We start from the raw sequence: 25,701 nt of genomic DNA on the forward strand, positions 1-25,701 counted from the left end.
TACGCAATCTTACGCCTACGTAATATTTTAGCTAGATTTGCCCCGTGGAACGCCTGCTCTATGAGCTACTGCACCCAACGAACGTAACGCTTTGCCTTGAAGGTTCATCGCTTCTAGAACTGTTTTGGCAGCCAAAACACCCGTAGCGTAGCCGATACGCTCTGACCATGAGTCCATTGCTTTAACATCTAACGCTAACAGCCGGGTGTGCGGACCATCATATTCATCAATGAATGTGAATTTGCTATCCATCTGGCAATTAACAAGTTGATTACTTGCCTGCTTTTGCAATTATAGCTTCAGTGACGTGGTTTGGTACATCAGCATAATGGTCAAGTTCCATGCTTGAGCTAGCACGACCTTTTGTCATAGACCTTAGATTTGTCGTGTAACCAAACATTTCCCCAAGGGGGACAAATGAAGTTATTTCTTTTATTCCAGCTTGCAAATCCTCCATAGATTCTATTCGGCCACGCTTTGCGTTAAGATCACCAATAACATCACCCATATATTCTTCTGGGACCACCACAACAACTTTCATAATAGGCTCGAGCAACACTGGTTTCGCAAGCTTTACCCCGTCTTGCAGCGCCATTGAACCTGCAATCTTAAAGGCCATCTCACTTGAGTCAACATCGTGATAGCTCCCATAGTAGAGTTCTGCCTTTAGGTCTACAACAGGATACCCTGCAAGAACTCCATTAGCCATAGCTTCGATAATACCGGCCTTAACAGCAGGGATGTATTCGCTTGGCACAACCCCACCCTTGATACTATTAATGAACTCAAAGCCTTTGCCAGCTTCGTTCTGGCTGAGACGTAACCATACGTCACCGTACTGCCCACGTCCGCCACTTTGACGAATGAATTTACCCTGTATTTCAACCCCGTCTTTACGTATTGTTTCACGATAGGCTACTTGTGGCGCACCAATATTCGCTTCTACACTGAATTCTCGTTTCATGCGATCTACAATGATTTCTAAATGCAGTTCGCCCATACCACTTATAATTGTTTGGCCGGTTTCGTGGTCTACTTTAATTCTAAAAGTTGGATCTTCTTCAGCGAGTCGTTGCAAGGCAAGACTCATTTTTTCTTGGTCTGCCTTGGTAGCTGGTTCAATAGCGATACTGACAGGAGGCTCTGGGAAGGTAATGCTTTCCAGCACTATAGGATGTGCTGGGTCACATAATGTATTACCAGTTGTGGTGCCTTTTAAGCCAACAATAGCGGCAATATCACCTGCATATACAACAGAGACGTCTTCGCGCTTATCTGCTTGCATACGGACAATACGGCCAATTCTTTCTTTGTTACCTGTGGAACTATTAAAAACATAACTACCTGACTCTATTTTGCCCGAATACACCCTGAAGTATGCGAGTTTTCCTACAAAAGGATCTGTCGCAATTTTGAATGCCAATGCAGAAAAAGGTTCGCTTTCTAATGGTTTACGTTCAATTTCTTCGTCATTTTTTGGATTTGTACCCCACGTTGAACCACGTTCTTCTGGGCTTGGTAGAAAATCAGTAACGAGATCTAGCACTTTTTCTACAATGACACCACGGCCATCGCCGCCAGTAACGGCAAAAAAGTTTCCACTTAGTGTCGCTGTGCGAATAGACTGTTTAATATCGGCTTCTGTTAAACCTTCTTCGCCGACTTCGAGGTATTTTTCTAGCATCGGTTCATCTTCAGCGACAGCGTTTTCAATTAATAAGCTGCGATATTTAGCAACTTTTTCTTGCATGTCAGCTGGTATGTCTGACTCAACGAGTTCGTGATCGGTAAATGCTTTATAGGTATATGCTTTTAGGGTTACGAGGTCTACAAGGCCATTGATTTTCTGTTCAAAACCAATAGGGAGATGAATCGGAAATGCACGCTTGCTAAGACGGTTATGAATTGACTCTAGGCTCTTATAGAAATCACCACCTGTTTGATTAATTTTATTGATAAAACATATACGAGGCACGCTGTATTTGTCGGCTTGACGCCATACGGTTTCAGACTGACTTTCTACGCCCATTTTGCCGTCAAATACCACAACGGCGCCATCTAGCACACGTAAACTGCGTTCAACTTCTACCGTAAAATCAATATGACCCGGCGTATCAATGATATTAATCTGATGTTCTTTCCAGTAGCACGTCACGGCTGCAGATACAATTGTTATGCCCCGCTCACGTTCTTGTTCCATCCAGTCGGTAGTAGTGCCACCTTCGTGGACTGCACCAATTTTATGTTTAAGCCCTGTACGATACAGGATGCCTTCTGTGGTGGTTGTCTTTCCAGCATCAATGTGCGCAATAATACCGATGTTACGCATTTTAGCCATTGGAGTTTTTTTGGTTGCCATTATTATTCCTTCTTCGTTCTATTATGATTAGTCTACTTCTTCTATTTCTACATTACTTGGTGTTCTATTTGCATCGTATCTAGATATTCTATCTTGCGCCTCTAAAGTGAGCTTTATGATGACATCGTCATGTATTTTAATGAGTCACCTTTTTACAAGACGTTTACCTGTACGTTACTTACCCACGGGCAAAGTGAGCAAATGCTCGGTTAGACTCTGCCATTTTATGAGTATCTTCTTTTTTCTTCACCGCTGTGCCTGTATTATTATATGCATCTACAATTTCAGCTGCAACTCGCTGAGCCATTGGCATTCCTTTGCGTCCTCTGGCAGCTGCAACAAACCACATAAGCGTTAAATGGCTCTGACGCTGGCCGTGTACTTCAAACGGTATCTGGTAGTTTGCCCCACCAACGCGGCGTGAGCGAGTTTCTACACTTGGTCTAACATTATCTAATGCTTTATTTAGTACTTCTAGCTGATTGTCTTGCTTTAAACGTTTTGCCGCAATATCCATTGCGTCATATACGATGCGTTCTGCAACTTGCTTCTTACCATCGAGCATAATTCGATTGATAAGGCGTTGCACACGCTCTGAATTATATTTTCTGTCTGGAGCAATATCTCGCACCAAACTCTTCGTCTTTTTTCGTGGCATTTAAGAACCGTTCCTTTCCTCTTCCGTCTCCCGTTTACATATGTGCAAACTGGGGGGTTACGAAAGCCACTTATTATTAAAATTACTCCTGCTTTATTGCAGATGTATGGAGTAGCTCGTAGCTACTCCACTATCAGCTGCAATAAATACTATTTAGCGTCTTTTTTTGCGCCGTATTTACTACGACCACGCTTACGGTTCGCCACCCCTTGAAGGTCAAGGCTGCCACGAACAACATGGTAGCGTACACCGGGTAGATCCGGCACACGACCGCCACGAATAAGTACAACAGCGTGTTCTTGTAAATTATGTCCTTCACCACCAATGTAGGCCCATACTTCGTGACCATTATTTAAACGTACACGGGCTACTTTTCGGAGTGCCGAGTTAGGTTTTTTTGGTGTTTTGGTGGTTACCTTAACACATACGCCACGCTTAAAGGGTGCCGATTTTTCATACGTCTTATTCTTTAAGCTATTATTGACGCGGTGCAAAGCGGGAGATTTACTTTTCGTCCCTGTAGACTTGCGTGATTTTCTTACTAATTGATTAATTGTTGGCATTACAAATTCCTACTTTAACAGAATTACGCTACTATTTCAACTGGCTCGTCATCGAGCACAATATCTTTATAGCCTGTACCTACTGGAATCTTTCGACCTAAGATTACGTTTTCTTTCAAACCATACAGCCGATCTTCGCGACCACTGGTTGCTGCAGATATTAACACACGGGTGGTGTCTTGGAAGCTCGCAGCACTCAAAAAGCTATCTGCCCAGGTAGATACCTTGGTGATACCGAGGAGCATTTGACTATATTCGGCCAATTGCTTACCTTCTGCTGCCAGTATTTGGTTGGCTTCGAGTACCAACGCTTTGCTGACGACGTCACCTATAACGAACTCGCTGTCGCCTGAATCGTCTATCACTACCTTGCTAAACATTTGCCGAATGACAATTTCTAAGTGCTTGTCGGCAATATTTTGCCCTTGTGCCGCAAAAATCTTGTTGATTTCGTTCATGATATAGCGTTGTGTTGCCTCTGGCCCGCGAAGTCGCAGTAGGTCTTGTAAATTGATTGAACCTGTTGTTAAGCGACTTCCCGCCACTACTTCTGCACCGTCGGTAACAGTTAATTGCTTGATGCCTGGGATATCATAACGCATTGAAGACGTTGTGTTCGGAGCTAACACTACTTTGGTTTTTTTAATCGCTACCGTACCCGAGTAACTGGCAACAATTGGGTCACTGCCATCTTCGTGAGCAGCTAATACGTCACCTATTGTGACATCTTGGCCGTCTGCAACTGTTGCAGTACGTCCAGCCAGTTTATACTCGACAATTTCTTGAGACGTACCATTCACTTGCACTTCGTAGTGGTCACCTGCTTCTTTAACGCTTACTACACCACTTATGTCTGCTAAATATGCCTGACCTTTTGGTGTACGTACTTCAAACAGCTCTTCTACACGTGTTAGACCTTGTGCGGTTTCGTCGGCAATAACAGCTCCTGCTCGGTGTTTGGAGTCTAGTGACAATTGCGTACCCGGCTCACCTATACTTTGAGCGGCGATTACACCTACTGGGTGACGATTTTCTACAATATTACCAGTCGCAGGATCAAGCCCATAGCTCTTTCTAGAGACTCCTCGTATCGTACCGCTCGTAAGAACGCTCATTATCTTAACTGCATCTAGTGTGCTATCGCTCACCGCTTGAGCAGCAGAACGTGTAATGAGCTCACCTTTTGCTACAATCGTCGCGCCATCTACCACAAAATCTTCTGCTGCATAACGACCCTCTAGGCGTGCTGCAAAAGGTATACCGGTTTCGTCTGAATCTGAACGATAAATTGGAAATCCTGGATCATCGGCTTCTTCGTCTACGGTAAAGACATCTTGACTTACATCTACTAAACGGCGTGTCAGATACCCTGAGTCTGCTGTATTAAGTGCAATGTCAATGAGGGCTTTTCGTACACCACGAGTACCCGTAAAGTATTCTAGCTGAGATAGACCATGCTTATAGCCAGATTTTACTGGGAGCTCAATTGCTCGGCCACTTGTGTCTGAAAGAACACCAAGCAGTCCAACTGCAGATTTCATTTGGCTGATATTACCACGAGCACCTGATGTCACAGCAATAGCCATAGAATTATCTTGATGCTTTAGCTGCTCTGCAAGCATATTTTGTACTTGGCCATCAACTTTTACCCAACCTTCAACAGTTAATCGATAGCGCTCATCGTTGGTAAGCATACCTGCTTCGTACTGAGAACTAATTTCGGCCGAGCGGGATTCACCGCCTGCAATTGCTTTATCTATTCCCACGATTTCAGGGAAGTCATCCATACCCATAGAAAGACCAGATATTGTTGCATATTCAAATGCGAGATCTTTTAGCTCATCGGCAATTTCTGCAGTGCGTTCTTGGCCATATTTTTCGTATATCTGAGCCATCACTTTTTTAATAGCTTTTTTGGTCATCGCTTGATTTTGGTAAGGAAAATCAGTAGGCAACAACTCATTAAACAAAGCTCGCCCAACAGTGGTAGTGATTCTTTCATCGCGGAATAGTAGTGTGATTGGCGTTTGTAACTTTATGACGTCTTCGTCTAGTGCCATGATTGCTTCGTTGATGTCTGAATAGCTCCGTGGTGTTTCATCTTTGTATTTATCGTACGTCATGTAGTATGTGCCAAGTACGATATCTTGTTCGATATGTAGAATTGGTGTTCCATCGGCAGGTTTCAATAGGTTTTTATTAGCAGCCATGATTTCGCGAGCCTCATACTGAGCTTTGTCAGACAGTGGCAGATGTACCGCCATTTGGTCTCCGTCAAAATCAGCATTAAAACCAGCACAGACAAGTGGGTGTAGCTGAATAGCTTTACCTTCAATTAGGCGTGGTTTAAAGGCTTGAATACTCAAACGGTGCAAGCTCGGTGCTCTGTTAAGAAGAACGTACTTACCCTTGATAGCCTCGTCGAGAGCGTCCCAAACTGTCGTTTCACCTGCTTCAATTAGACGTGTCGCAGAACGAATATTATGAGCGTAGTCATTTGCAATTAAGTTTCCTATGACGAACGGCTTAAACAGTTCTAGCGCCATCATCTTTGGTAGACCGCACTCGTCTAGTTTGAGCTCAGGACCAGCTACAATTACAGAACGGCCAGAATAATCTACTCGTTTCCCAAGTAAGTTTTGGCGAAAACGACCTTGCTTACCTTTGAGCATATCACTGAGGCTCTTCAGTCGACGTCGCTGACCAGTACTGCTTACGGCTCGGCCGCTGCGGGCAGCGTTATTATCAATTAACGCATCTACAGCTTCTTGTAACATACGCATTTCGTTGCGCTTAATTACTTCTGGAGCATTAAGATCTACAAGTTTCTTAAGCCGGTTGTTACGGTTGATTACACGGCGATACAAATCATTGAGATCGCTCGTTGCAAACCGACCACCAGTAAGCTGCACCATAGGTCGAAGATCTGGAGGAATTACAGGTATAACAGATAAGCACATGCTATAGGGCTTAATCCCCGCTTTCTGCATGTTTTCTAAGATACGTAAGCGCTTCATAATTTTCTTTTTGCGCTGACCTTTCGCTTCTTCGACATCACTTTGCAGTGTTGTAATAAGCGATTCTAAATCTACCTTAGTAAGCATTTTTTTGATTGCTTCGCCACCCATACCAACAGTTGCTAGTTCTTGTACATCGTCTGGCAGATTGCGGTAATCGTTTTCACTTATAAGCGCATTTTCTACTAAACTTTCCAGCTGAGCTTTAAGTTTTTCGTACTCTGCTAAAGTGTCTTCGAGTTCTTTGCTGCGTTCTGTAGCGAGTTTTTTAACGTCTGCGTTTTCTTCCGCAGCGAGTTGCTCAAAACGAGCCTCGATGGCTGTTTTAGCAGCGGCGGCTTCTGCTTCTTTGTCTAGCAGCATTTGGTCACGCTTTTCTGTTTTAACGTCTAGAATAACGTAGCTTGCAAAGTAGGCAATTCGTTCTAGGTTTTTAACCGTCATATTTAGCACTAAACCAATAGCACTTGGCGTACCACGTAAAAACCAAATATGAGCGACGGGACTCGCGAGACTAATGTGGCCCATGCGCTCGCGCCTAACGATAGATTTAGTGACAATTTCACCGTTCTTATCAACTGCGGCTTCACGTGAACGCATACCTTTATATTTTGCATCGTGTGGGTTTATATCTTTGACAGGGCCAAAAATTCTTTCACAAAATAAACCATCACGTTCTGGCTTTTGTGTACGATAGTTAATTGTTTCTGGTTTTAAAACTTCTCCGTAGCTCCATGATAGAACTTCTTCTGGGCTGGCAACAGATAGTCGCACTGCATCAAAGTCGGATATGTTCGTACCGGTAGAGTAATTACGCATTATAGTGTTACCTCCTCATCTTTGTCGCCATCTGGGGCAACCGTTGCTTCAACTGTTTCTTCCTGCATATCTAGAACCATAAACTCGTCAGCAACAGCGTCTTCGGTCACGTCTAAGACGTTATTTTCTTGCTGTGGAACATCAATGTCAGATTGATTTTCTGACTCTTCTTTTATACTTTCTTGCAACAACGCCTCGGCGTCAATTTCTGCCTGATTGCTCCCCACAAGGTCTACCTTAAGGCCTAGTCCTTGCAGCTCTTTAACAAGCACATTAAAGCTTTCTGGGACCTTTGGTCCAACAATTTCGGTCTTTTTAATAATAGACTCATATGCCTTAGCACGGCCATAGACATCATCTGATTTAATGGTGAGCATTTCTTGCAAGGTGTTAGCCGCACCATACGCCTCAAGTGCCCACACTTCCATTTCTCCAAATCGCTGGCCACCATTTTGGGCTTTACCACCAAGTGGTTGCTGGGTAACCATTGTGTACGGACCCGTTGAGCGTGCATGTATCTTGTCGGCGATCATATGATTAAGCTTAATCATATACATCATGCCAACTGTCGTTCGTTCTTTAAGTGCTTCGCCGGTGCGTCCATCATACAGTTGCTGTTTACCATCAGCCGGCAAACCAGCTTCTTTTAGTAAACTTTCTATCTTTTCTAGTGGTACGCCATCAAACGGCGGACTCGCTACTTTCATACCAAGTAAATGAGCAGCCATACCGAGGTGTGTTTCAAACAATTGCCCAAGGTTCATACGAGTAGGCACACCAAGGGGGTTTAACACGACGTCTACTGGAGTACCATCAGCAGAAAACGGCATGTCTTCTACAGGTAAGACACGAGCGATAACACCCTTATTTCCGTGCCGACCCGCTAATTTGTCACCAACTGCAACTTTACGCATTTGTGCAACAAACACTTGAATTTGCATAATTACACCGGCTTTTAGTTCGTGGCCTTTTTCACGGCTAAAGATTTTTACACCCACAACTTTACCATGCTTACCATTGCTCATACGTTGCGAGGTATCACGCACATCTTTGGCTTTTTCACCAAAAATTGCTCGCAATAATCGCTCTTCGCTAGAAAGCTCTTGTTCGCCCTTAGGGGTAATTTTTCCTACTAAAATATCACCTGGGTGTACTTCTGCACCAATACGTACTATGCCGTCGTCATCTAAGTGACGAAGCGCTTCTTCTGATACGTTAGGAATGTCTCTGGTGACGATTTCTGGTCCGAGTTTGGTTTCGCGTACTTCAGTCATATAGTCAATGATGTGTACGCTCGTAAATGCGTCTTCTTTGACAAGTCGTTCGCTAATAACGATGGCGTCTTCAAAATTATAGCCACCCCACGGCATAAAGGCGATCAGGACGTCTTGGCCTAAAGCTAGTTCGCCGTTTTCGATACTCATACCTTCTATAAGTACATCACCTTTTTTAACTTTATCGTTGCTAGATACTGCTACTTTTTGGTTAATACTTGAGCCCTCATTACTTCTAATGTAATGCAGAGGGTTATAGGTCTTTTTAACCTTGCCATAATCTACAACTACTTCATCAGCGGTTGCGCTGAGTACCGTTCCATCAGCCTCAGCAGTAACTAGCTGCCCAGTGTTACGAGCGACATAACTTTCTATTCCAGTACCGACAATTGGTGACTTTGGATTAATGAGTGGTACCGCTTGTCGTTGTTGGTTACTTCCAATAAGACTACGGAGTACGTAGTTCTTTTCTATAAAAGGCACTAGTGCGGCACTAGACCCAATAATTTGCTTACTCGCGGCATCTACGTGCGTTACACTATCCGCATCTACTTCTCCTGCGACAAGCCTGTTACGTGCTGAAACTCTTTCCTCTACGAAGTAGCCTTGGTCATCAATTTCGTTACCAAAACCTGCAATGACGGCTTTGCCTTCGCCACTCGCATCAAGATAGACGATTTCGTCTGTTACAAGTGCCTTGATTGGCCATGTCACTATATTTTTAACACTCGCTAATTTTTTTGCATCAGCAGCGGTGATTTTAGCACCTTTTTTCACAATAGTTTTCCCGTCGCCGTCTTCTAAATCAACCGCAGCAATATGACCCTCTGCGTCAGACGCAGATACAGCGTTAATGACTTTTCGGTACGGTGTTTCTAAAAAGCCGTACTGATTAACGCGTGCATAGGTGGCCATATTAAGTACAAGACCAATATTCGCGCCTTCTGGTGTTTCTACTGCGCATATGCGGCCATAGTGTGTTGCGTGAGCATCACGCACTTCAAAACCTGCACGTTCTCGTGAAAGACCACCAGGTCCCATTGAGCTTAAACGACGCTTGTGAGCAAGTTCTGAAAGTGGGTTGATTTGATCCATAAACTGAGATAACTGAGAGCTCGCAAAAAATTCGCGAACAGCAGCAACGATTGGGCGTGCATTTACCAGCTGGCTTGGACTCACTGTTTCTATTTCGCTCATGCTCATACGATCTTTCGCATTGCGATCCATGCGCAATAACCCAATTCTAAATTGGCGTTGCACAAGCTCGCCTACGAGTTTTATGCGTCGATTTGCCAAGCTATCTATATCATCGGCTGGTTCTTGCGTGTTGTTTAACCGTATAATTTCTGACACGATTGCCAACATGTCATCAAGTCGCATAACTCGGTTTTCTAAGGTATTTTCTACGTCTAGGTCTAATCGTTGATTGATTTTGTAACGACCAACTCGGCTAAAGTCAAAACGCTTATAGGTGTAAAACATGCTTTCAATGAGACTTCGCGCGTTGTCTATTGTTGCAAGATCGCCCGGTCGCAAGCGTCGGTATACTTCAATTAATGCTTCTTGAGCACCTTTACTTGGATCTTTTTCAATAGTTGCAGCTACGTAATCGGTTGTGCCAGTGTTCACGTGCTTAACAGCTTCTTTTATAGCCGTTTCGCTCATGCCAAGCGCCTTCAGAAGAGTAGTCACAGGTATTTTACGGCGACGATCAATTTTAACGTAAATTGCACCGTTAACCGCTGTTTCGAATTCTAGCCACGCACCACGATTAGGAATAACTTTGGCACCATAAGTGTTCGTAGAGCCGTGTTGGTCTGCAGTAAAGAACACACCTGGACTACGGATGAGCTGACTCACGACTACACGCTCTGCCCCGTTAATCACAAACGTACCACGATCAGTCATCCATGGGTAATCGCCAAGGTAAATCTCTTGCTCTTTGACTTCACCTGTAACCTTATTGACAAGTTCGGCGTTAGCCATTAGAGGTGCCTCGTAGCTCACATTGTTTTCGCGAGCTTCTGCTTCAGACATCTTAGGATTACCAAAGTAATAGCTTTTAAATGATAATGATAATTTCGTACCTGTATAGTCGTCTATTGGACTAATCTCTGCAAACAGCTCACCCAAACCTTCTTTAATAAACCACGCAAAACTATCATTTTGGTGGCTAATTAGGTTTGGAAGGGCTATGTCTTCGCTTTTTGTAAAAAAAGTTCTCTTGCTTGTAGCAAGCTTCGTTGGCGCTGATGCTTTGGCCATAAAGAGCACACTCCTCCGTTAGTAATTTTATTAATATTTGGATCCGTATTTTTCGCGCGAAGTTCCCTGGCGAGGGAGTTTTTGGTACTCGTATTTTGGAGGCACACGAGCACAGCCTAGCCGACACTACTTCTTGATACATATTCTACGCATATATATCAATAATGTAAAGTTTACTACTATGTAATTTTTACAATTTACTTGAGTGTAGTGATGATTTTATCCACTAAACCGTATTTTTTCGCTTCTTCTGCCGACATCCAATAATCACGCTCGGCGTCTTCTTGGATTCGCTTGACAGGTTGGCCGGTGTTTTTTGCTAATATTTCATTAAGGAGATGTTTTACTTTTAACGATTCTTTTAGATCTATTTCCATATCTGTTACTTTACCGCGTGTACCGCTGCTGGGTTGGTGAATCATGACTTTGCTGTGTGGCAAAACCATACGCTTGCCTTTAGTGCCACTACTAAGTAAAAAGGCACCCATACTTGCTTGCAAGCCAATGCCCACAGTCTGTACATCGTTCTTTACGTATTGCATGGTGTCATAAATGGCCATGCCATCATACACGCTACCACCAGGGCTATTTATGTAAAAAATTATATCTTTTTTAGCATCTTCTGCAGCCAAAAATAACATTTGTGCAACCACTAAATTAGCAGTGTGTGGGTTGACGTCTTCGCCCAAAAATATAATGCGTTCTTTAAGTAAACGGCTATAAATATCGTAGGCGCGCTCGACGCGGCCATCTGATTCAATTACGGTTGGAATAAGCATACTGTGCATTAGATTATCATACACCACCCATTAGCACTCGTCAATATAGAGTGCTAGTTATTCTGCTAGTTGGCTTTTTAGGCGTGCAATGCCTTCGAGCATGTTTTCTGCGTAACTACCAGATTCAATAGTTTCTCCTATTTTTTGAGGGCCATCTTCGCTGTCAATAAATACATCTACACTGTAGTCATCATCACCTGCGATAAATCCTATCAGCTTGCCTTTACTATACAGGTCAAATACATCGCCATTTGTAGGGTAAAAATTACGTCGGCAAAAAAATGTGCTGCCTGCTTCTAAAAGCTTTCTTGCTTCGTTAAGGTAGGCATCTATAGCATCTTCACTAAGAGGGCTGTGAGCACGTATAAACTTTTCAAATATCACATATGGCTCTGCGTCACCATCATAACTAATAACACGCTCGGGGGACATCTCTTACCTCGCACTTCTCCCACCTTTTATAGTAGTGTACTACTTAGAGTTCTGAAAAGAAACGAGTTTTGCAATAGTTTTTTCAGTTAACAAACGAGCAGCAACTTCACGTCTGTTTTCTGGTTTTTCAAGCTCGGACTGCATCTTTTGATCGCTTTCATACTGGCCTTTTAAGACCTGTAAGCGAATTTCTAGCTCTTCTGGAGTTATCGTTACTTTTTCTATGTCGGCGAGTTCACTAAGCACGAGGCCGGCTTTTAACCGTTCTTGGGCAGCAGGTTTTAACTCTTTTTCCTTATATGTTGCTTCGTCTAGGCCGGTCGCTTCAAGGTATTCTTTGAACGTTTGCCCACGATACACGAGGTTTTGCTTAAATTCTTTATCTACAATTTCTATTTGTTCAGTCAGCATGGATTCAGGTAGAGGTACGTCAGATGCTGCTACTAGTTCTTTAATAAGCGCATCTTGGTATTCTCTGTCTGCTTGGTGGTCTCGCTCTTGTTTTAGTTGCTTTTTAATATCAGCTTTTAGTTCTTTTACGGTACTAACAGGACCAACTTTTTTGGCGAACTCATCATCTATTGGTGGCAAGATTGTTTCTTCTATCTTTTTTGCCGTCACTTTAAACGTTACTTTTTTGCCTTGTAAAGCTTTTACACCGTAATCTTTAGGAAATGGAATAGTAAAGTTCTTTTGGTCGTCTTTTTTCATACCCAACACATTATCTTCAAAGCCAGGTATAAACGTATTGGAACCGAGCGCTAAAGGATAGTCTTGGCCTTTTGCGCCATTGACTGGTGCACCTTTCGCATCGGTGCCGTCAAAATCAATCCACACACGGTCGCCAGTTTTTGCTGCTCTTGCTACTTCTGCGTACTCAGCCATTTGTGTTTGCAACCGGTTAAGAACTTCTTCTACGTCTTTTGCCGTTGCATCGGTGGTCTGTTTCTTTGCTTTTAGCTTTTTATAGTTACCCAGTTTAATAGTACCTATGACTTCTATCTCTGCGGTAAATTCTATATCTGTATACGGAACAAACTTTTTAAGTTCTATCTTTGGGTTTGCTACTGGGCGAATATTTTCTTGCCGGAGAGCCGTTTCATATAGTGCATTTAATACTTCGTTGAGCGTTTCTTCTTGCAACGTATTAGGATTAAGTTGTTTTTCTACCAATTCTGCAGGAGCGTGCCCAGGGCGAAAACCTTGCATTTTTACTTGTGGTGCAAGTTTTGCGACAGCAATGTTTTTTGCCGCAGCGAGTTCTGTTGCTGTGCCACTTATTGTGAGTACTATGGTTGTGTCTGATGGGTTGGTTCTAATAATCTTCATATGGGTACTTACTGTACCATATCTAGGCTTGTTTAATCTAGCATAACCGCGTCTGAATCGGCCATAATTATTGAAATAATACGTTCAGGTGAGTGTTGCTCTTGCGTGCCACGACGCATATCTTTGAGGGTTATTGCATTATCGGCAAGTTCGGTTTGACCAATTATTATTGCGTACGCTATACCACTCTTGGCAACGTATTTGAGTTTTTTATCTAGTTTTCTATCTGTACTATCTACGGCAATATACGCACCTTCTGAACGGAGTCGTGAAATAAATGGCAGAGCCTCATGCATTGTAATATCAACGAGCAGGACTGCTGCATGTATGTTCGTTGCGAGCTTAGGCAAAAGACTATGCGTTTCTAAAAAGTCACGTATTGTAACGTCGCCCATACCAAAACCAACTGTAGGCAGGGGTTCTACACCAAATTGACCAACCAGTCCGTCATAACGGCCACCACCGAACAATGAACGATTATTTGCTGGGTCAGTATCGAATACTTCAAATACAATATCTGTGTAATACATAAACCCGCGCATCAGCGAAACATCAAATTGTATATTTGTAATTCCTTGGCCCTGCAGATGTGCAGTGACTTTCTGGAGCATCTGTATTGACTCATGACTCGCAATTTCTTTTGGCAGCTGTTCCAATGTCTTGCAATCAAGCAAGGCTAACAGTTTGTCATCAACACGATCTTGTTCGCGCTGAGTAGGGCTAATACTCGCGCTTAAGAGCGCCGTAAATTCTGCATATGACATTTTGTCTTTTCTATCAATCAAGCGAATTATCGTAATTGTTTCTGCATTATCTAGATCTAGATATTCTGTAAGTATATAGTTAACGAGTTTTCTTGAATTTAATTTAATGGTATACATATCGCGCTTAGCCTTAAATGCTTGCATTATTGCATCGGCGAGCATTATGACTTCTGTATCTGCTGAATCATCTTGTATGCCAAATAAGTCTACATTGAGTTGCCAGTGCTCGCGCAGGCGACCTCGCTGTGGTCTTTCATACCGCCACACATTAGGAATGCTAAACCAACGTAATGGGTACGCTAGTTCTTGGCGCTGGGCTGCTACCATTCTACTTACTGTAGGGGTCATTTCTGGGCGTAGTGTTACAGCCCTACCACCACGGTCTGTAAAAGCGTATGTTTGTTCGCCGACAATTTCTTCGCTGGTTTTCGCCTGGTACAGTTCTAAGGGTTCTAGTACTGGAGCATCGTATTGTTCGTACCCAAACCGCTTGCATGTTTCTGCCCATGTATCAAATATGTATTGCCTAATACGGAAGTCTTTTGGATAAAAATCTCTCGTACCTTTGTACGGTGTGGTGCTTAATGCCATAACAACCCAAGTATATCAGATATTGACTGTATTAAAATAAGGGGTTTTAATAAGGTTATAACATAAGGAGGCTTAATGGCTACGTCAAATGCAGAAAGCATGGATTTTTTTGAAAAAGTTGGGTATTCGTTCGGGCTATGGAACGAATCATGGGAAGCGTTCAAACTAAATGTATGGACCTTTGTCGTCTTATACCTTGTACCAATAGGTCTTACCATTTTGCTAGTAACATTTTATTTATTACCACTTGCTGCAAGTGCAGCTGATAAAACCGCCCTTGCAGCTGGAACTGCTATTATAGCCGTTATACTGACACTCCTCACGATTTTTGTGTCTATTGTCTTGTACCCAGCATTAATAATTACGCAACTAGAAAGCGTTAAAGGTAATAAAATTTCTTTAAGCGAGGCGTTTAATGGAGGGTTAAACTACGTTTTACGGTTTATTATTGCTGGACTGATTGGATTTGTTATTGTGGGCGGACCAATTATTATCTCTTTACTACTCATGTTCGTACTCATCGGTTTTGTGCTACTACCATTTGCGTTGCTATGGGCGGTGGTCGCAACGTTCTTTCTCTTTTTGACACCCTATATTATCATTACCCAGAACCTAGATGCCGTAAGCGCTATTAAGAAAAGCTATGAAACAACCAGGCGTAAATGGCAGTGGGTGCTCGCTCTTTATACCATCACTGCGCTACTATCTATCGTATCTTCAGTACCAGTTATCGGAGGACTTGCCGGCTTAGTAGGGACGATAATATTCTTTTGCTTACCTGCAATTATATACTTACGCCACATTACACCTGCCGAAAAAGCGCCAGCAAGCTCTACGCAAAAAAGTAAGGCGAGCCCAAAAAAGCCAAAACGTAAAGCTACTACGAAAAAATCTGCATAAATAACGTAGCCACCACAAAACACCGTCTTACCAGCATTTTTGCAGAGACGGTGTTTTATTTTATAGCGCTAAAACTATCTGTGAGTTTTTGCCACGGCGCAAAATATAGTGTCCATTGATACTTTGGTCAGCTCTAAGTACTAAATCATCAGCAGCTACCTGTATACCATTAACGTATATAGCACCACTCGTAATAAATCGCCGCGCTTCTGATTTACTTTTTGTTAAGCGCGCCTGCACTAATATTTCTGCTAGTTCGGTGCCATCTTTAGTAGCAATAATGCCTATCTCTTTACCAAGTGCTTCAAAATCTGCTTGTGTGAGTTCGTTGTAACTACGGCCTCCAAACAGCACTTCACTAATGCGCTTTACACTATCTGCCCGCTCTTGGCCATGCACAATTTTTGTAACTTCGTATGCTAAAGTTTTTTGGGCTAAGCGCCCTGCACGGTTACTATTAAAGTCCGATAAAATACGCTCTGTTTCTTCTTTGCTGAGCAGTGTATAAATTTTTAGGTAATCTTCTACACCTTCATCATCTACGTTTAACCAAAATTGGTAAAACTGATAAACACTAGTCATGTCTGGATCTAGCCAAACAGCGCCGTCTTCGCTTTTGCCAAACTTTTTACCAGTGGTTTTGTTTATGACAAGCGGCGCAGTATACACGTGCACTTCTTGGTTATCTATGCGTCGTACGAGGTCTACACCAGCGATACTGTTGCCCCACTGGTCTGACCCAGCAACCTGTAAAGTAACGCCTTTTTCTCTTGATAAATGCAAGAAATCATAGCCTTGTATTAAACTATAGCTAAATTCGGCGTAACTTATCCCTGCACCGCCATCTCCGAGGCGTTCTTTTACAAATTCGCGGCCAAGCATCTGGCTCATTGGTACGTGTTTGCCAATGTTTCGTAAAAACTCCATGTAGCCTATGTCTTTAAACCAATCGTAATTATCTACCAATTCAAAATCATAATCTTTAAATATGCTTTTATACTGGTTACGTATACCTTCTATGTATTCCTGCAGCTCTTCTGCTGTTTTTAGATCACGTTCGGTTGCTTTACCATCTGGGTCACCAATGAGACCAGTTGCACCACCAACAAGCAAAATAGGCTTATGCCCATGCCTGACAAAATGCAAAACCATCATTGCTAATGCAAAATTACCAACCGTCATACTTTTTGCACTTGGGTCTACACCCCAGTAAAAAGTAATTGGATCTTTATCTAACACAGAGATGTCTGGATATGTTGTTTGGTTAACAAAACCGCGCCATGTAAGTTCTTCTGAGAGAGTCATGCAAATATTATGTCCTTAGGTTAATGCTTTAAGGATATTTTACCATATCTTATGAGCTACATATTTATTGCTCTATCTGTAAATATTGTTATAATTATGTAAGCAATTTCATGTTAGCACGATATGCGCGAGTGGTGGAATTGGTAGACACGCTAGTCTTAGGAACTAGTGCCGCAAGGCGTGAAGGTTCAAGTCCTTTCTCGCGCACCAAAATAAATGCCCCAAGATTATTGGGGTTTTTATATAGTTGATATTTATATAAATTTACTAGTATTTATAGTACTGCAGTGCGGTTTTGGCGGTAAAAATACAGGCTGCCATCGCCATGAGTTTTGTGTGATAGCAAGCTAATTTGTGGGTTTTGTTTAGCCCGCAAAGCTACGGTTTCTGCTTGGGCTGGTGGCGCAGAAAGTACAAATATACCACCTTGCCTGACGTGTCTCGCCATTCTAAAAGCTAGAGCTATGTCTATATCTTTTGGCTTATAGGGCGGGTCTGCTATGGCTATATCAAATAAAACACTTTTATTATTGCCAGACCAGCCTGCACAATTACCACGTTTTACCGTTAGTTTATCTAAGACACCTAAATCTTTGGCATTTACTAGTATGGTTTTAAACGAATCTGTGTTTGCTTCTACAAGTGTGGCGTGTGCAGCGCCGCGACTGATTGCTTCTAGGCTACAAGCACCCGTGCCGGCAAATGGGTCAAAAAAACTAAGCCCTGTTACGTCGCCAAGTGCATTAAATAATGCTCCGCGCATTTTTTCGCTCATGGGGTGCGTAATATTATTGTGTGGGCTTTGCAGCATCCGGCCACCAAATGCACCAGCAATTATTCTCATAGTTGTTAGTATACGCTACGCAATTTTTTTGCAAAATTGCTGTTAATTTTTACTATTTTTCCTATATATAGCGTTCATTACTACCATTGTGCGAAGTTTACCAAAAAACGCAACGCACTCTTCATCACTTTCGCGAGGTTTGATTTTTCCGTATTTGCCATTGCCTTCGGCAGTATTGGCGGTTTCTATAAACATATGTACAAAACTAATAATTTTTTCTCTCCCCCATGTCTCTACTTCTTGAGGAGTGTCTATGAGTGTGCGTTCGAGTGCTTCTAGCCCCATACCAGCAAACTGGTTTGCAGCCGATTCTACAGCTACGGCTGCTTGTCTTGGTATGTCAGTAATGGCTTCTTTATGTGCTAAGTTGCCAATACTGCTTATTGTGCCGATAACTCTACGGAAAACATTGGGGTTGGGTGGCATTTCTGGCGATTGTTTTGAAGCGCTATTCATATTTTTAGTTAGTTTTCTTGGGTAGCAATTACTACAACAGAACATAAATTAATTATATAAGTTCGATTATCGTATGGGTCTATGTGCATAGTAGTGATACCTGGGTTAGTGGGGTTTTGTGCACTCGTGGTTGCTATAGTAGGTGGGGTTAGTTTGCCAGATTGGATGTTGATTGGAGGGAGGGGATCTTGCATTATTGTCATACACGTGGCTGCATTTTCAGGAAACAATCGTTCGTAATTCGCAAAAAGCCGTTCTCTTGTGGCTGCTATTTCGGCAGTTATGGCATCATAATCTGGATGCTCTGGTGGAATACAAGCAAGTTGAGCACTCATGACAACATCTATATAGTCTTGAAAAATTCTAGGTATAGCATCTATGTTACGTCTGGCGTGTGCATCTTGTAATGCATCACGTAAAACATCAAAGGCTTCTTCTAGACTTTCTTGCGCTTGCAACGCGGTACGTTCTGCCTTACGAGCCATACGTTCAGCTGATCGCAGCGCGGCTTGTGCTGCATCCTCAGCTCTTTCCGCTCCAAATTGCGCAGCTAGTGCATAGCTAAAAAGCCCTGTTATTGTTTTTAAATCTATTCTTGGCTGTTTTGCCTCTGGGCTATTGCCCATGTTTACACGCATTGGTGTTGCTCCTATTGATAATCGTTGACCATTATGACAGAGATTCGCATATTTGCAAGCTCAAGCATAATAGATTTATTTATGCTTCGCTACTGACAAGCCCTGCTTGTTTGGCAGCCATAAACCACGCTACCGTAACGGTGCGCCCCATGCGCGGGGCAAGTTCTTTGCGAGCTGTTTTTGTTAAACGTGGTGTCCAGCCTCGTTTGTAAAAATCTTCATACATGTTAAGCATAGCGACTTCTCTAGCAACGCGTTTAAAATATTCTTCTAGCCCTAGGTGTTGCACCGTTTTTAGATCATAATGTGTTGGCCTGCCAATATATTTACCCATTGGGGCAAATATCATCGCTGCCCCGAGTTCAAACAGCGCGTGAGTAGTGAATAAGCCTTTTGCGCCCCACATTTCCCAGTTTTTGTGCAAAGCTTCGCGTTTTGTCTCACCATGAATAAATACTTTTTTTGCTACGGTTGTGCGGGTTTCTTTGCCTTCACCCCGTAGACGCTCCAGCTCTTGTTCAAATGGGTAATGATGCGCAGGTGTTAGCCCATCTACAATAGCGTGCGCAAGCCAACTAGCTTCGAACGCCGAACGCTCAATTGCACCTTTTTTTAGTTGCTCTACGAGGGTGGTATAGTGTGCGTTGATTTGCTCTAACAGGTGGCCGTCGTCCGGATCAAACGGGTCATAAAAATGCCACGGAGCGTATTCACCATCTAGCTTTGCTTTTGCACTATCGGGACCGTTTTTACCCTCGAAGTGTAAAAGCATTTTTTTACTAGGAAATTTGCTATCGTCTAGCAATAGATCTTTTAGTGCATGGCGAGCGGCACGGTCAATCTTTTGATGGGCACCAATAACGTTGCCCGACACATTGGTAAGTGTTGAACCAGAATACATTTAATTTAAATACGTCAATTGCAGAGTCTTTGTAATTTTATCTGCGAGCTGAGGATATTTTACCATAAAATCGCCCTTTTTGGTAAAAGCCGTGACTGCCCCGCGAACTTCTGAAATTAGTGCATAGTCGGTTAATTGTACGTAACGCAAATCTAGTGCGCCATGCTGCATTGTGCCATATATAGCACCAGCGCCACGTAGCTCTAGATCATATTCTGCAAGCTCAAACCCGTCGCTTGTATTTGCTATCGCCTGCATGCGCTTGGATGGTTTATTAGAATCGCTCATAACCAAATAGCAAGTACCAGAATGTACCCCGCGACCAATGCGCCCGCGTAGCTGGTGCAACTGCGCTAAACCAAACCTATCGGCCCCAAGAATAACCATATCCGTAGCATTAGGTACATCTACGCCAACTTCTATAACTGTAGTTGTCACAATGACATCTAGTTCGTGTTTAGCAAACGCTTGCATTACTTCATCTTTTTGGACGGGCTTTAAACGACCGTGCAACAGTCCAACCCGGTATTTTTTAAAATATTTTTGGGTCACTTCTTTAAAGGTTTCTTCAGCACTGGCCACATCCAGTACATCGCTATCATGTATTAACGGACAAACTATGTAGGCTTGGCGACCGGCTTCTAAAGACGCAGTAATTTTACTATACATTTGCTGAGTAGAATTTGGTGACACAATACTTGTGGTAATTGATGCTTTATGCAGCGGTTTTTGCTTAATAATACTTATATCGAGCTCACCGTACACAGTGAGCGCGAGGCTTCGTGGAATTGGTGTAGCGGTCATACATAGCGTATGTGGCATATGACCTGCTGCTTGCAGTAAGCGCTGCCGTTGCTTGACGCCAAAACGGTGTTGCTCGTCTATGATAACTAGTCCGAGTGTGTGCCAATCTATATCACGCTCTAGTAGTGCATGTGTTCCTATAAGTAGTGTCGCTTTTTTGGTGCTTATTTTATGTTTAATCTGCTGTTTTTCGGTTTTATTGACAGACCCAACGAGGAGTTGAATATCCTGTGCATGTTTGGTGTGCTGCAGGAGCGTACGCAGCGTTTTATAGTGCTGGCGTGCCAATATTTCGGTTGGCGCAATAAGCGCTACCTGCATATTACTTTGTAACGCCATAAGTGATGCAAGTGCCGCAACGACTGTCTTACCAGACCCTACATCGCCTTCAACTAAACGGTTCATTGGTTGACGCTGTTGCATATCTTGCAGAATCTTCCAAGCAACAATCCGCTGATCATCTGTTAAGGTAAATGGCAATTGTTTCACAAACGTTTTAGCAGCGTTTTCATCAAATACAATAGGCAAAGCCGTGACTCGTTTGTTACTATCTTTGAGCGATTGCACAGCGCACATAATGACAAATAGCTCTTCAAAGGCAAGACGTCGCTTTGCGTCTAATAAGGCGTGTTCTGAATTTGGGAGGTGAATTGTTTTATAGGCATCGTACGCCGACAGTAATCCATGCTTGATTACAATATCTCTCGGTAAAACATCAGTGACCTGCAAATCTTGAGCAAACAGTGTAGTAAACAGTTTTCTCAGTTGATGGCTCTTTAACCCTACTCGTTCTGGGTACGTTGGTAAAATGGTAACGTCTTTTTGCACGCTACTTAGTAGTTCTACAGAAGGATTTACTATTTGCAAACGATTATTCTTGTATTCGTATACGCCCCGAAGTAAATATTCTTCATGGGTTAGTTGACTCGCGCGGTATGGTTGATTAAACCATACGATGCGAACCTTACCAGTAGAATCTTGGGCAATTGCTTGTGTAATGTGCAATCCACGTTTTACCCGCCGTTGAGTTACATCTGTAAAGGTTACCTGCAAGGTAACATTCCCCGGCATCATATTGGCAATAGGTACAACGCCACTATAATCGTTGTATTGCCTTGGTACATACTGTAAAAAATCTCCAATAGTAGCAATGCCTACTTTAGTGAACTTACTCGCCAGTGCAGGGCCTACTCCTTTAAGATCGGTTATTGGACTGTGAAGTGTCATATACCTACAGTGTACCGCACAACGCAACAGGTGCGCAGTGACCTAAAAAGCACTAACTTTTTATCGTGTATATTGTAGGTAATTTTGGTATAATAGATGGTGATATTGAGGTAAATATACAGGTATATGAGTAAATCCAGTAAAAAGAAGTCACGTCTTGGCTTAAAGACGAAGAGTTCGAGCGCCAAGAATAAAGCACTCGATTCTGCTAATATCGTAAACCGAAACATTGGTGATCGTATGCGAGCTCGTAAAGACCTGCGGGCGCGTAGGCGTGCTGATCAAAAGGCAAGAATGCCCAAAAACCCTATAAAGCGTTTTGTGTACTATTTGAAGCCAAAAAACTTTGCTGCTTATTGGTTTAACAGAGACGGTGCTATACGTGCTTTAAAAGTAGCAGGTGTAAGCCTTGCGGTAATGATGGTATTTTTATTGGCTACTTTTGCATATTTCAGGAAAGACTTGCCTAGAAACATTACAAATCTAGATACATGTTCGCAAGGTGCATCTTCACTTTACTATGACAACACTGGCCAGACTTTGTTGTGGGCAAGCTCTGGTGACGTAGAATGTTACCCTGTTAAATTAGAAAACATTAACACCCATCTCCAAAAAGCAGTTATTGCTATAGAAGACAAAGACTTTTATAACCATGGTGGCTTTAGTACAGCTGGGGTTACCCGTGCGTTCTTTAATAATCTGCGTGGTGAAAGCACCCAAGGTGGTTCTACTATTACACAGCAATTCGTTAAAAACTCTTTGTTATCACAAGAACAGACATACACGAGAAAAGTAAAAGAATTAATCTTAGCTATTGAGCTCGAGCGTTCGTACACAAAAGATGAAATCTTAAACGCATATTTAAATGAAATCTCATTTGGTTCTACCTATGCTGGTGCCGAAGCTGCCGCACGAGGCTACTTTGACAAACCAGCCAAAGACTTAACACTAGATGAATCAGCTACCTTAGCGGCTCTTATCCCTGCGCCATCGTATTATTCACCAACGGGTGATAACACGGGTGAACTGGTAGAGCGTCGCAATTATGTTTTGCAACTTATGGTAGACCAAGGCTACATAACGCAAGACGAAGCAAACACAGCAAAAGAACAAGATACAATTGCTAAGGTTGTACCTAAGAAGAGTAAGTTTAATAACATTATTGCACCTTACTTTGTGCTCGAAGCCCAAAAACGTCTAGAGGAACAATATGGGGCTACCAACATTAGAAAATCAGGGTTCAAGGTAACAACAACGGTAGATCTTAGACTGCAAGGCTACGCTGAAGAAGCGGTCAAAAATGGTATGGCTACAATTGTTCGTGGTGGCGGTGATAATGCTGCAATGGTTGCGGTAGACGCCCAGACAGGTAAAGTACTAGCTATGGTTGGTGGGCGGGATTTTGAATACCCCGGATTTGGCCAAATAAATTACGCAACAACTCCGCGTAGCCCAGGCTCTACCTTCAAACCTTACGATTATGCCGCCTTGATGACGAAGTCGCAAAACTGGGGCCCAGGTAGTATTTTGTATGACTTAAAAACTAATTTTGGTGGTGGTTATAGCCCAGACGACTATGATAAAAAACAGCCAGGTGCACTATCAATGCGTCAATCATTAGGTGGTTCTAGAAATATTCCTGCTATTAAAGCCATGTACATGGCAGGCATACCATACGTACACGATACAGCAAAAAAGATGGGGCTCACCAGCGGCGTAACGGGTTGTTACACGCCGGGCGTAGAAGACTGCCAAGAGATTTTATCTACTGCGATTGGTGATGGTGGTCAAGTACGCTTAGATGAACATGTTAATGCCTTTGCTACGTTTTCACGTATGGGAAACTATAAACCGATTACATATTACACAAAGGTAGAGGACAACAAAGGTAAAGTTATTTATGAATGGACCGATCCAGCCGGTGAACGTGCCCTAGACGAGCAAGTAGCATATTCTATCAACAACATACTTAGCGATGGCGCAGCACGATACGTAGGGTTAGATAACAGAGTAAGAATAAATGGTGTCACAACAGCGGTAAAGACTGGAACCACAAATAACTCTGATAACGGGTGGCTCATGGGCTTTAATACGAAAATTGCAGCTGGAGTATGGGTTGGTCATCACGAAAATAAAACACTAAGCGGATTTATGGAACATAAAACCGCACCTATCTGGCGTGAGTTTTTTGCAAAAGCCAACAAAGACCTAGCAGGAGCTGGCGATAAATGGACGCAGCCTGCTGGCATGAAACGAGTATGTCTTAGCCCAACGACAGGCTATGCTGCAAAAAGCGGTGGTAAGTGCGATATCTTTCCAAGCTGGTATAAACCACAATACCCTGACTCAACAAAGTCAGCCACGATTGATTCTATTTCTAATAAACTCGCAACCGAGTGTACACCAGAACGTGCCAAACAAGCTATCACAAGTGGTGGTATACGCGCCGAGCTGCCCACGAGTGACCCAAACTACAATAATTGGATGAACCCAATTAAAGCACGCTACGGAGGCGCTGGTGGTGGACTTATACCAACAGATAAAGATGATATTCATACCTGCGACCCTGCTGACAAACCAACGGTTAGCTTAAGCGAAGTACAAAAAAAGCCAGACGGTAGTTACAGCGTGACCGCCACGATTAAAAAAGGTAAATACCCGTTAACGAGCGTGAGCTTTTCTATTAACGGTACTGTGCTTGAGGGCGGGTCTTATGACATTTCAGACAGCGTGTCTATTCCTTTTGTCTTTAGACCAAGTGGGTCTGGCACACAAACAATCACAGCTAATGTTGTAGACTCTGTATTATATGATGCTAGTGATGCGACAAGCTTTACGGTGAGTGCTGCACCGAGTGCGAGTGATGATACTCCGTCACCAGTGCTGCCTTAGCACTATTAGCGTACAACTAGTGCTTGTGTAATCAATCTGAAATACACGTCATAAATGTTTTAAAAGTAGCTACCGTGTAGTTGTATGGCTATTGATTATATGTGAGCGCTTCTTAGTATTATTTGTGCGCTTTTGCTGAAACGGACGTTGTTTTATATCTTTAGATGCTACTGTTTGATTCTTAGCCTTAATGGTTGGTTGAGAAACCTTTTTCGCAAATAGCATTTTTCCTGCTACGGTTTGATGCGATTTATTTATCGTTACCTGTATTGATTTACCAATGTCTTTAATTGCCCCATCAACAACGACCATAGTACCGTCGTCTAGGTAGCCGACCCCTTGATCACGGTTGGTACCAGATTGCAAAATTGTCACATGCGCAGTTTCTCCCGGCAACGCTACTGGTCGGACAGCGTGGGCGAGCTCATTAACATTAAGCACGGTGACACCTTCTATGGTTGCTACCTGATTGAGATTGTAATCGGTGGTAAATAACTCAGCAGATGTCAATTTGGCAAGTGCTACAAGGTTTTCATCAGTTGTTACCTTGCCCGGTTGTGTTTCGTCTATTGTGACGTCTAGCTCAGCGTCATTTTGTAATTGCTGCACGACATTCAAGCCAAAGCGAGCGCGCTCACGTTTATAGCTATCACGGCCGTCAGCCAATAATTGTAGTTCTTTAACAATAAATTGTGGAACAATGATTTTTTTAGGCATAAACCCTATTTTGGCGAGCTCAATGACCCTTCCATCTATCAGCGCACAGCTGTCCAAAATAACACTACTTGCACCACCAGTAGGTTGCGTGATTTTTTTACGTGGTTTTTTATATACTAAAACTACTATTAATAAGAGAAGTCCAATAATTATTATATCTGTCATGG

19 protein-coding genes and 1 tRNA gene are annotated in these 25,701 nt (G+C 42.8%); 3 read left to right on the plus strand and 17 right to left on the minus strand.

The window, feature by feature from the left end:
* Nucleotides 1–27: 27 nt before the first annotated feature.
* From H6795_01705 to H6795_01750, 10 genes are all read right to left on the minus strand, one after another.
* Nucleotides 28–252 (minus strand): hypothetical protein, encoded by a 225-nt coding sequence (locus H6795_01705; protein MCB9817236.1) that lies wholly within the window; start codon nucleotides 250–252, stop codon nucleotides 28–30.
* 19 nt (nucleotides 253–271) lie between these two features.
* Nucleotides 272–2,359, minus strand: coding sequence for an elongation factor G (fusA, locus tag H6795_01710; protein MCB9817237.1), 2,088 nt, complete (start codon nucleotides 2,357–2,359; stop codon nucleotides 272–274).
* 178 nt (nucleotides 2,360–2,537) lie between these two features.
* On the minus strand, nucleotides 2,538–3,017 hold the full coding sequence (gene rpsG, locus H6795_01715; GenBank protein ID MCB9817238.1) for a 30S ribosomal protein S7: 480 nt from the start codon (nucleotides 3,015–3,017) through the stop codon (nucleotides 2,538–2,540).
* Nucleotides 3,018–3,166: 149 nt separating this feature from the next.
* Nucleotides 3,167–3,580 carry a 30S ribosomal protein S12 gene (rpsL, locus tag H6795_01720; GenBank protein ID MCB9817239.1) on the minus strand — a complete coding sequence of 138 codons (414 nt, stop codon included), beginning with the start codon at nucleotides 3,578–3,580 and terminating at the stop codon, nucleotides 3,167–3,169.
* A gap of 23 nt (nucleotides 3,581–3,603) precedes the next feature.
* Nucleotides 3,604–7,416, minus strand: a complete 3,813-nt coding sequence (gene rpoC / locus H6795_01725) for a DNA-directed RNA polymerase subunit beta' (GenBank protein ID MCB9817240.1) — start codon at nucleotides 7,414–7,416, stop codon at nucleotides 3,604–3,606.
* A complete protein-coding gene (locus tag H6795_01730) occupies nucleotides 7,416–10,955 on the minus strand; it encodes a DNA-directed RNA polymerase subunit beta (protein ID MCB9817241.1) in 3,540 nt (1,179 codons plus the stop codon). The genes rpoC and H6795_01730 overlap by 1 nt, the downstream gene beginning before the upstream one ends.
* Before the next feature lie 197 nt (nucleotides 10,956–11,152).
* Nucleotides 11,153–11,743, minus strand: coding sequence for an ATP-dependent Clp protease proteolytic subunit (locus tag H6795_01735; protein ID MCB9817242.1), 591 nt, complete (start codon nucleotides 11,741–11,743; stop codon nucleotides 11,153–11,155).
* Between the two features lie 48 nt (nucleotides 11,744–11,791).
* Nucleotides 11,792–12,166, minus strand: coding sequence for a hypothetical protein (locus H6795_01740; GenBank protein ID MCB9817243.1), 375 nt, complete (start codon nucleotides 12,164–12,166; stop codon nucleotides 11,792–11,794).
* A 39-nt stretch (nucleotides 12,167–12,205) separates the two neighbouring features.
* Nucleotides 12,206–13,495 carry a trigger factor gene (gene tig, locus H6795_01745; GenBank protein ID MCB9817244.1) on the minus strand — a complete coding sequence of 430 codons (1,290 nt, stop codon included), beginning with the start codon at nucleotides 13,493–13,495 and terminating at the stop codon, nucleotides 12,206–12,208.
* A 32-nt stretch (nucleotides 13,496–13,527) separates the two neighbouring features.
* Nucleotides 13,528–14,850 (minus strand): histidine--tRNA ligase, encoded by a 1,323-nt coding sequence (locus H6795_01750; protein MCB9817245.1) that lies wholly within the window; start codon nucleotides 14,848–14,850, stop codon nucleotides 13,528–13,530.
* A gap of 75 nt (nucleotides 14,851–14,925) precedes the next feature.
* On the opposite strand from H6795_01750, the gene H6795_01755 reads away from it, so the two are divergent.
* Nucleotides 14,926–15,750: a hypothetical protein gene (locus H6795_01755; GenBank protein ID MCB9817246.1), complete on the plus strand. Its 825-nt coding sequence runs from the start codon at nucleotides 14,926–14,928 to the stop codon at nucleotides 15,748–15,750.
* 60 nt (nucleotides 15,751–15,810) lie between these two features.
* Here the strand turns inward: H6795_01755 and H6795_01760 are convergent, their stop codons facing one another.
* Nucleotides 15,811–17,055: a tyrosine--tRNA ligase gene (locus H6795_01760; GenBank protein ID MCB9817247.1), complete on the minus strand. Its 1,245-nt coding sequence runs from the start codon at nucleotides 17,053–17,055 to the stop codon at nucleotides 15,811–15,813.
* 125 nt (nucleotides 17,056–17,180) lie between these two features.
* Here H6795_01760 and H6795_01765 point away from each other — a divergent pair.
* Nucleotides 17,181–17,265: transfer RNA gene (locus H6795_01765), tRNA-Leu, on the plus strand.
* A 64-nt stretch (nucleotides 17,266–17,329) separates the two neighbouring features.
* Here H6795_01765 and H6795_01770 read toward each other — a convergent pair.
* From H6795_01770 to recG, 5 genes are all read right to left on the minus strand, one after another.
* Entirely contained in the window at nucleotides 17,330–17,899 is a 570-nt protein-coding gene (locus tag H6795_01770; GenBank protein MCB9817248.1) for an RsmD family RNA methyltransferase, read from the minus strand.
* A 42-nt stretch (nucleotides 17,900–17,941) separates the two neighbouring features.
* Nucleotides 17,942–18,355, minus strand: a complete 414-nt coding sequence (locus H6795_01775; protein ID MCB9817249.1) for a hypothetical protein — start codon at nucleotides 18,353–18,355, stop codon at nucleotides 17,942–17,944.
* A gap of 8 nt (nucleotides 18,356–18,363) precedes the next feature.
* Complete coding sequence (locus tag H6795_01780) at nucleotides 18,364–18,993, minus strand: hypothetical protein (GenBank protein ID MCB9817250.1); 630 nt, start codon at nucleotides 18,991–18,993, stop codon at nucleotides 18,364–18,366.
* Between the two features lie 79 nt (nucleotides 18,994–19,072).
* Nucleotides 19,073–19,894 (minus strand): hypothetical protein, encoded by an 822-nt coding sequence (locus H6795_01785; GenBank protein ID MCB9817251.1) that lies wholly within the window; start codon nucleotides 19,892–19,894, stop codon nucleotides 19,073–19,075.
* On the minus strand, nucleotides 19,895–21,925 hold the full coding sequence (gene recG / locus H6795_01790; GenBank protein ID MCB9817252.1) for an ATP-dependent DNA helicase RecG: 2,031 nt from the start codon (nucleotides 21,923–21,925) through the stop codon (nucleotides 19,895–19,897).
* 126 nt (nucleotides 21,926–22,051) lie between these two features.
* On the opposite strand from recG, the gene H6795_01795 reads away from it, so the two are divergent.
* Nucleotides 22,052–24,817 carry a transglycosylase domain-containing protein gene (locus H6795_01795; protein ID MCB9817253.1) on the plus strand — a complete coding sequence of 922 codons (2,766 nt, stop codon included), beginning with the start codon at nucleotides 22,052–22,054 and terminating at the stop codon, nucleotides 24,815–24,817.
* Nucleotides 24,818–24,886: 69 nt separating this feature from the next.
* Here H6795_01795 and H6795_01800 read toward each other — a convergent pair whose 3' ends face one another.
* Nucleotides 24,887–25,699 carry a TRAM domain-containing protein gene (locus tag H6795_01800; protein MCB9817254.1) on the minus strand — a complete coding sequence of 271 codons (813 nt, stop codon included), beginning with the start codon at nucleotides 25,697–25,699 and terminating at the stop codon, nucleotides 24,887–24,889.
* Nucleotides 25,700–25,701: the final 2 nt, after the last annotated feature.

It is taken from the genome of Candidatus Nomurabacteria bacterium (genome assembly GCA_020631975.1).
Lineage (GTDB): Bacteria > Patescibacteriota > Saccharimonadia > Saccharimonadales > CAIOMD01 > JACKGO01.

Excerpts from the sequence above, each read along its gene's own strand:
- H6795_01705 (MCB9817236.1), bottom strand. The coding sequence starts at position 252 with ATGGATAGCAAATTCACATTCATTGATGAATATGATGGTCCGCACACC.
- fusA (MCB9817237.1), bottom strand. The coding sequence starts at position 2,359 with ATGGCAACCAAAAAAACTCCAATGGCTAAAATGCGTAACATCGGTATT.
- rpsG (MCB9817238.1), bottom strand. The coding sequence starts at position 3,017 with ATGCCACGAAAAAAGACGAAGAGTTTGGTGCGAGATATTGCTCCAGAC.
- rpsL (MCB9817239.1), bottom strand. The coding sequence starts at position 3,580 with ATGCCAACAATTAATCAATTAGTAAGAAAATCACGCAAGTCTACAGGG.
- rpoC (MCB9817240.1), bottom strand. The coding sequence starts at position 7,416 with ATGCGTAATTACTCTACCGGTACGAACATATCCGACTTTGATGCAGTG.
- H6795_01730 (MCB9817241.1), bottom strand. The coding sequence starts at position 10,955 with ATGGCCAAAGCATCAGCGCCAACGAAGCTTGCTACAAGCAAGAGAACT.
- H6795_01735 (MCB9817242.1), bottom strand. The coding sequence starts at position 11,743 with ATGCACAGTATGCTTATTCCAACCGTAATTGAATCAGATGGCCGCGTC.
- H6795_01740 (MCB9817243.1), bottom strand. The coding sequence starts at position 12,166 with ATGTCCCCCGAGCGTGTTATTAGTTATGATGGTGACGCAGAGCCATAT.
- tig (MCB9817244.1), bottom strand. The coding sequence starts at position 13,495 with ATGAAGATTATTAGAACCAACCCATCAGACACAACCATAGTACTCACA.
- H6795_01750 (MCB9817245.1), bottom strand. The coding sequence starts at position 14,850 with ATGGCATTAAGCACCACACCGTACAAAGGTACGAGAGATTTTTATCCA.
- H6795_01755 (MCB9817246.1), top strand. The coding sequence starts at position 14,926 with ATGGCTACGTCAAATGCAGAAAGCATGGATTTTTTTGAAAAAGTTGGG.
- H6795_01760 (MCB9817247.1), bottom strand. The coding sequence starts at position 17,055 with ATGACTCTCTCAGAAGAACTTACATGGCGCGGTTTTGTTAACCAAACA.
- H6795_01770 (MCB9817248.1), bottom strand. The coding sequence starts at position 17,899 with ATGAGAATAATTGCTGGTGCATTTGGTGGCCGGATGCTGCAAAGCCCA.
- H6795_01775 (MCB9817249.1), bottom strand. The coding sequence starts at position 18,355 with ATGAATAGCGCTTCAAAACAATCGCCAGAAATGCCACCCAACCCCAAT.
- H6795_01780 (MCB9817250.1), bottom strand. The coding sequence starts at position 18,993 with ATGCGTGTAAACATGGGCAATAGCCCAGAGGCAAAACAGCCAAGAATA.
- H6795_01785 (MCB9817251.1), bottom strand. The coding sequence starts at position 19,894 with ATGTATTCTGGTTCAACACTTACCAATGTGTCGGGCAACGTTATTGGT.
- recG (MCB9817252.1), bottom strand. The coding sequence starts at position 21,925 with ATGACACTTCACAGTCCAATAACCGATCTTAAAGGAGTAGGCCCTGCA.
- H6795_01795 (MCB9817253.1), top strand. The coding sequence starts at position 22,052 with ATGAGTAAATCCAGTAAAAAGAAGTCACGTCTTGGCTTAAAGACGAAG.
- H6795_01800 (MCB9817254.1), bottom strand. The coding sequence starts at position 25,699 with ATGACAGATATAATAATTATTGGACTTCTCTTATTAATAGTAGTTTTA.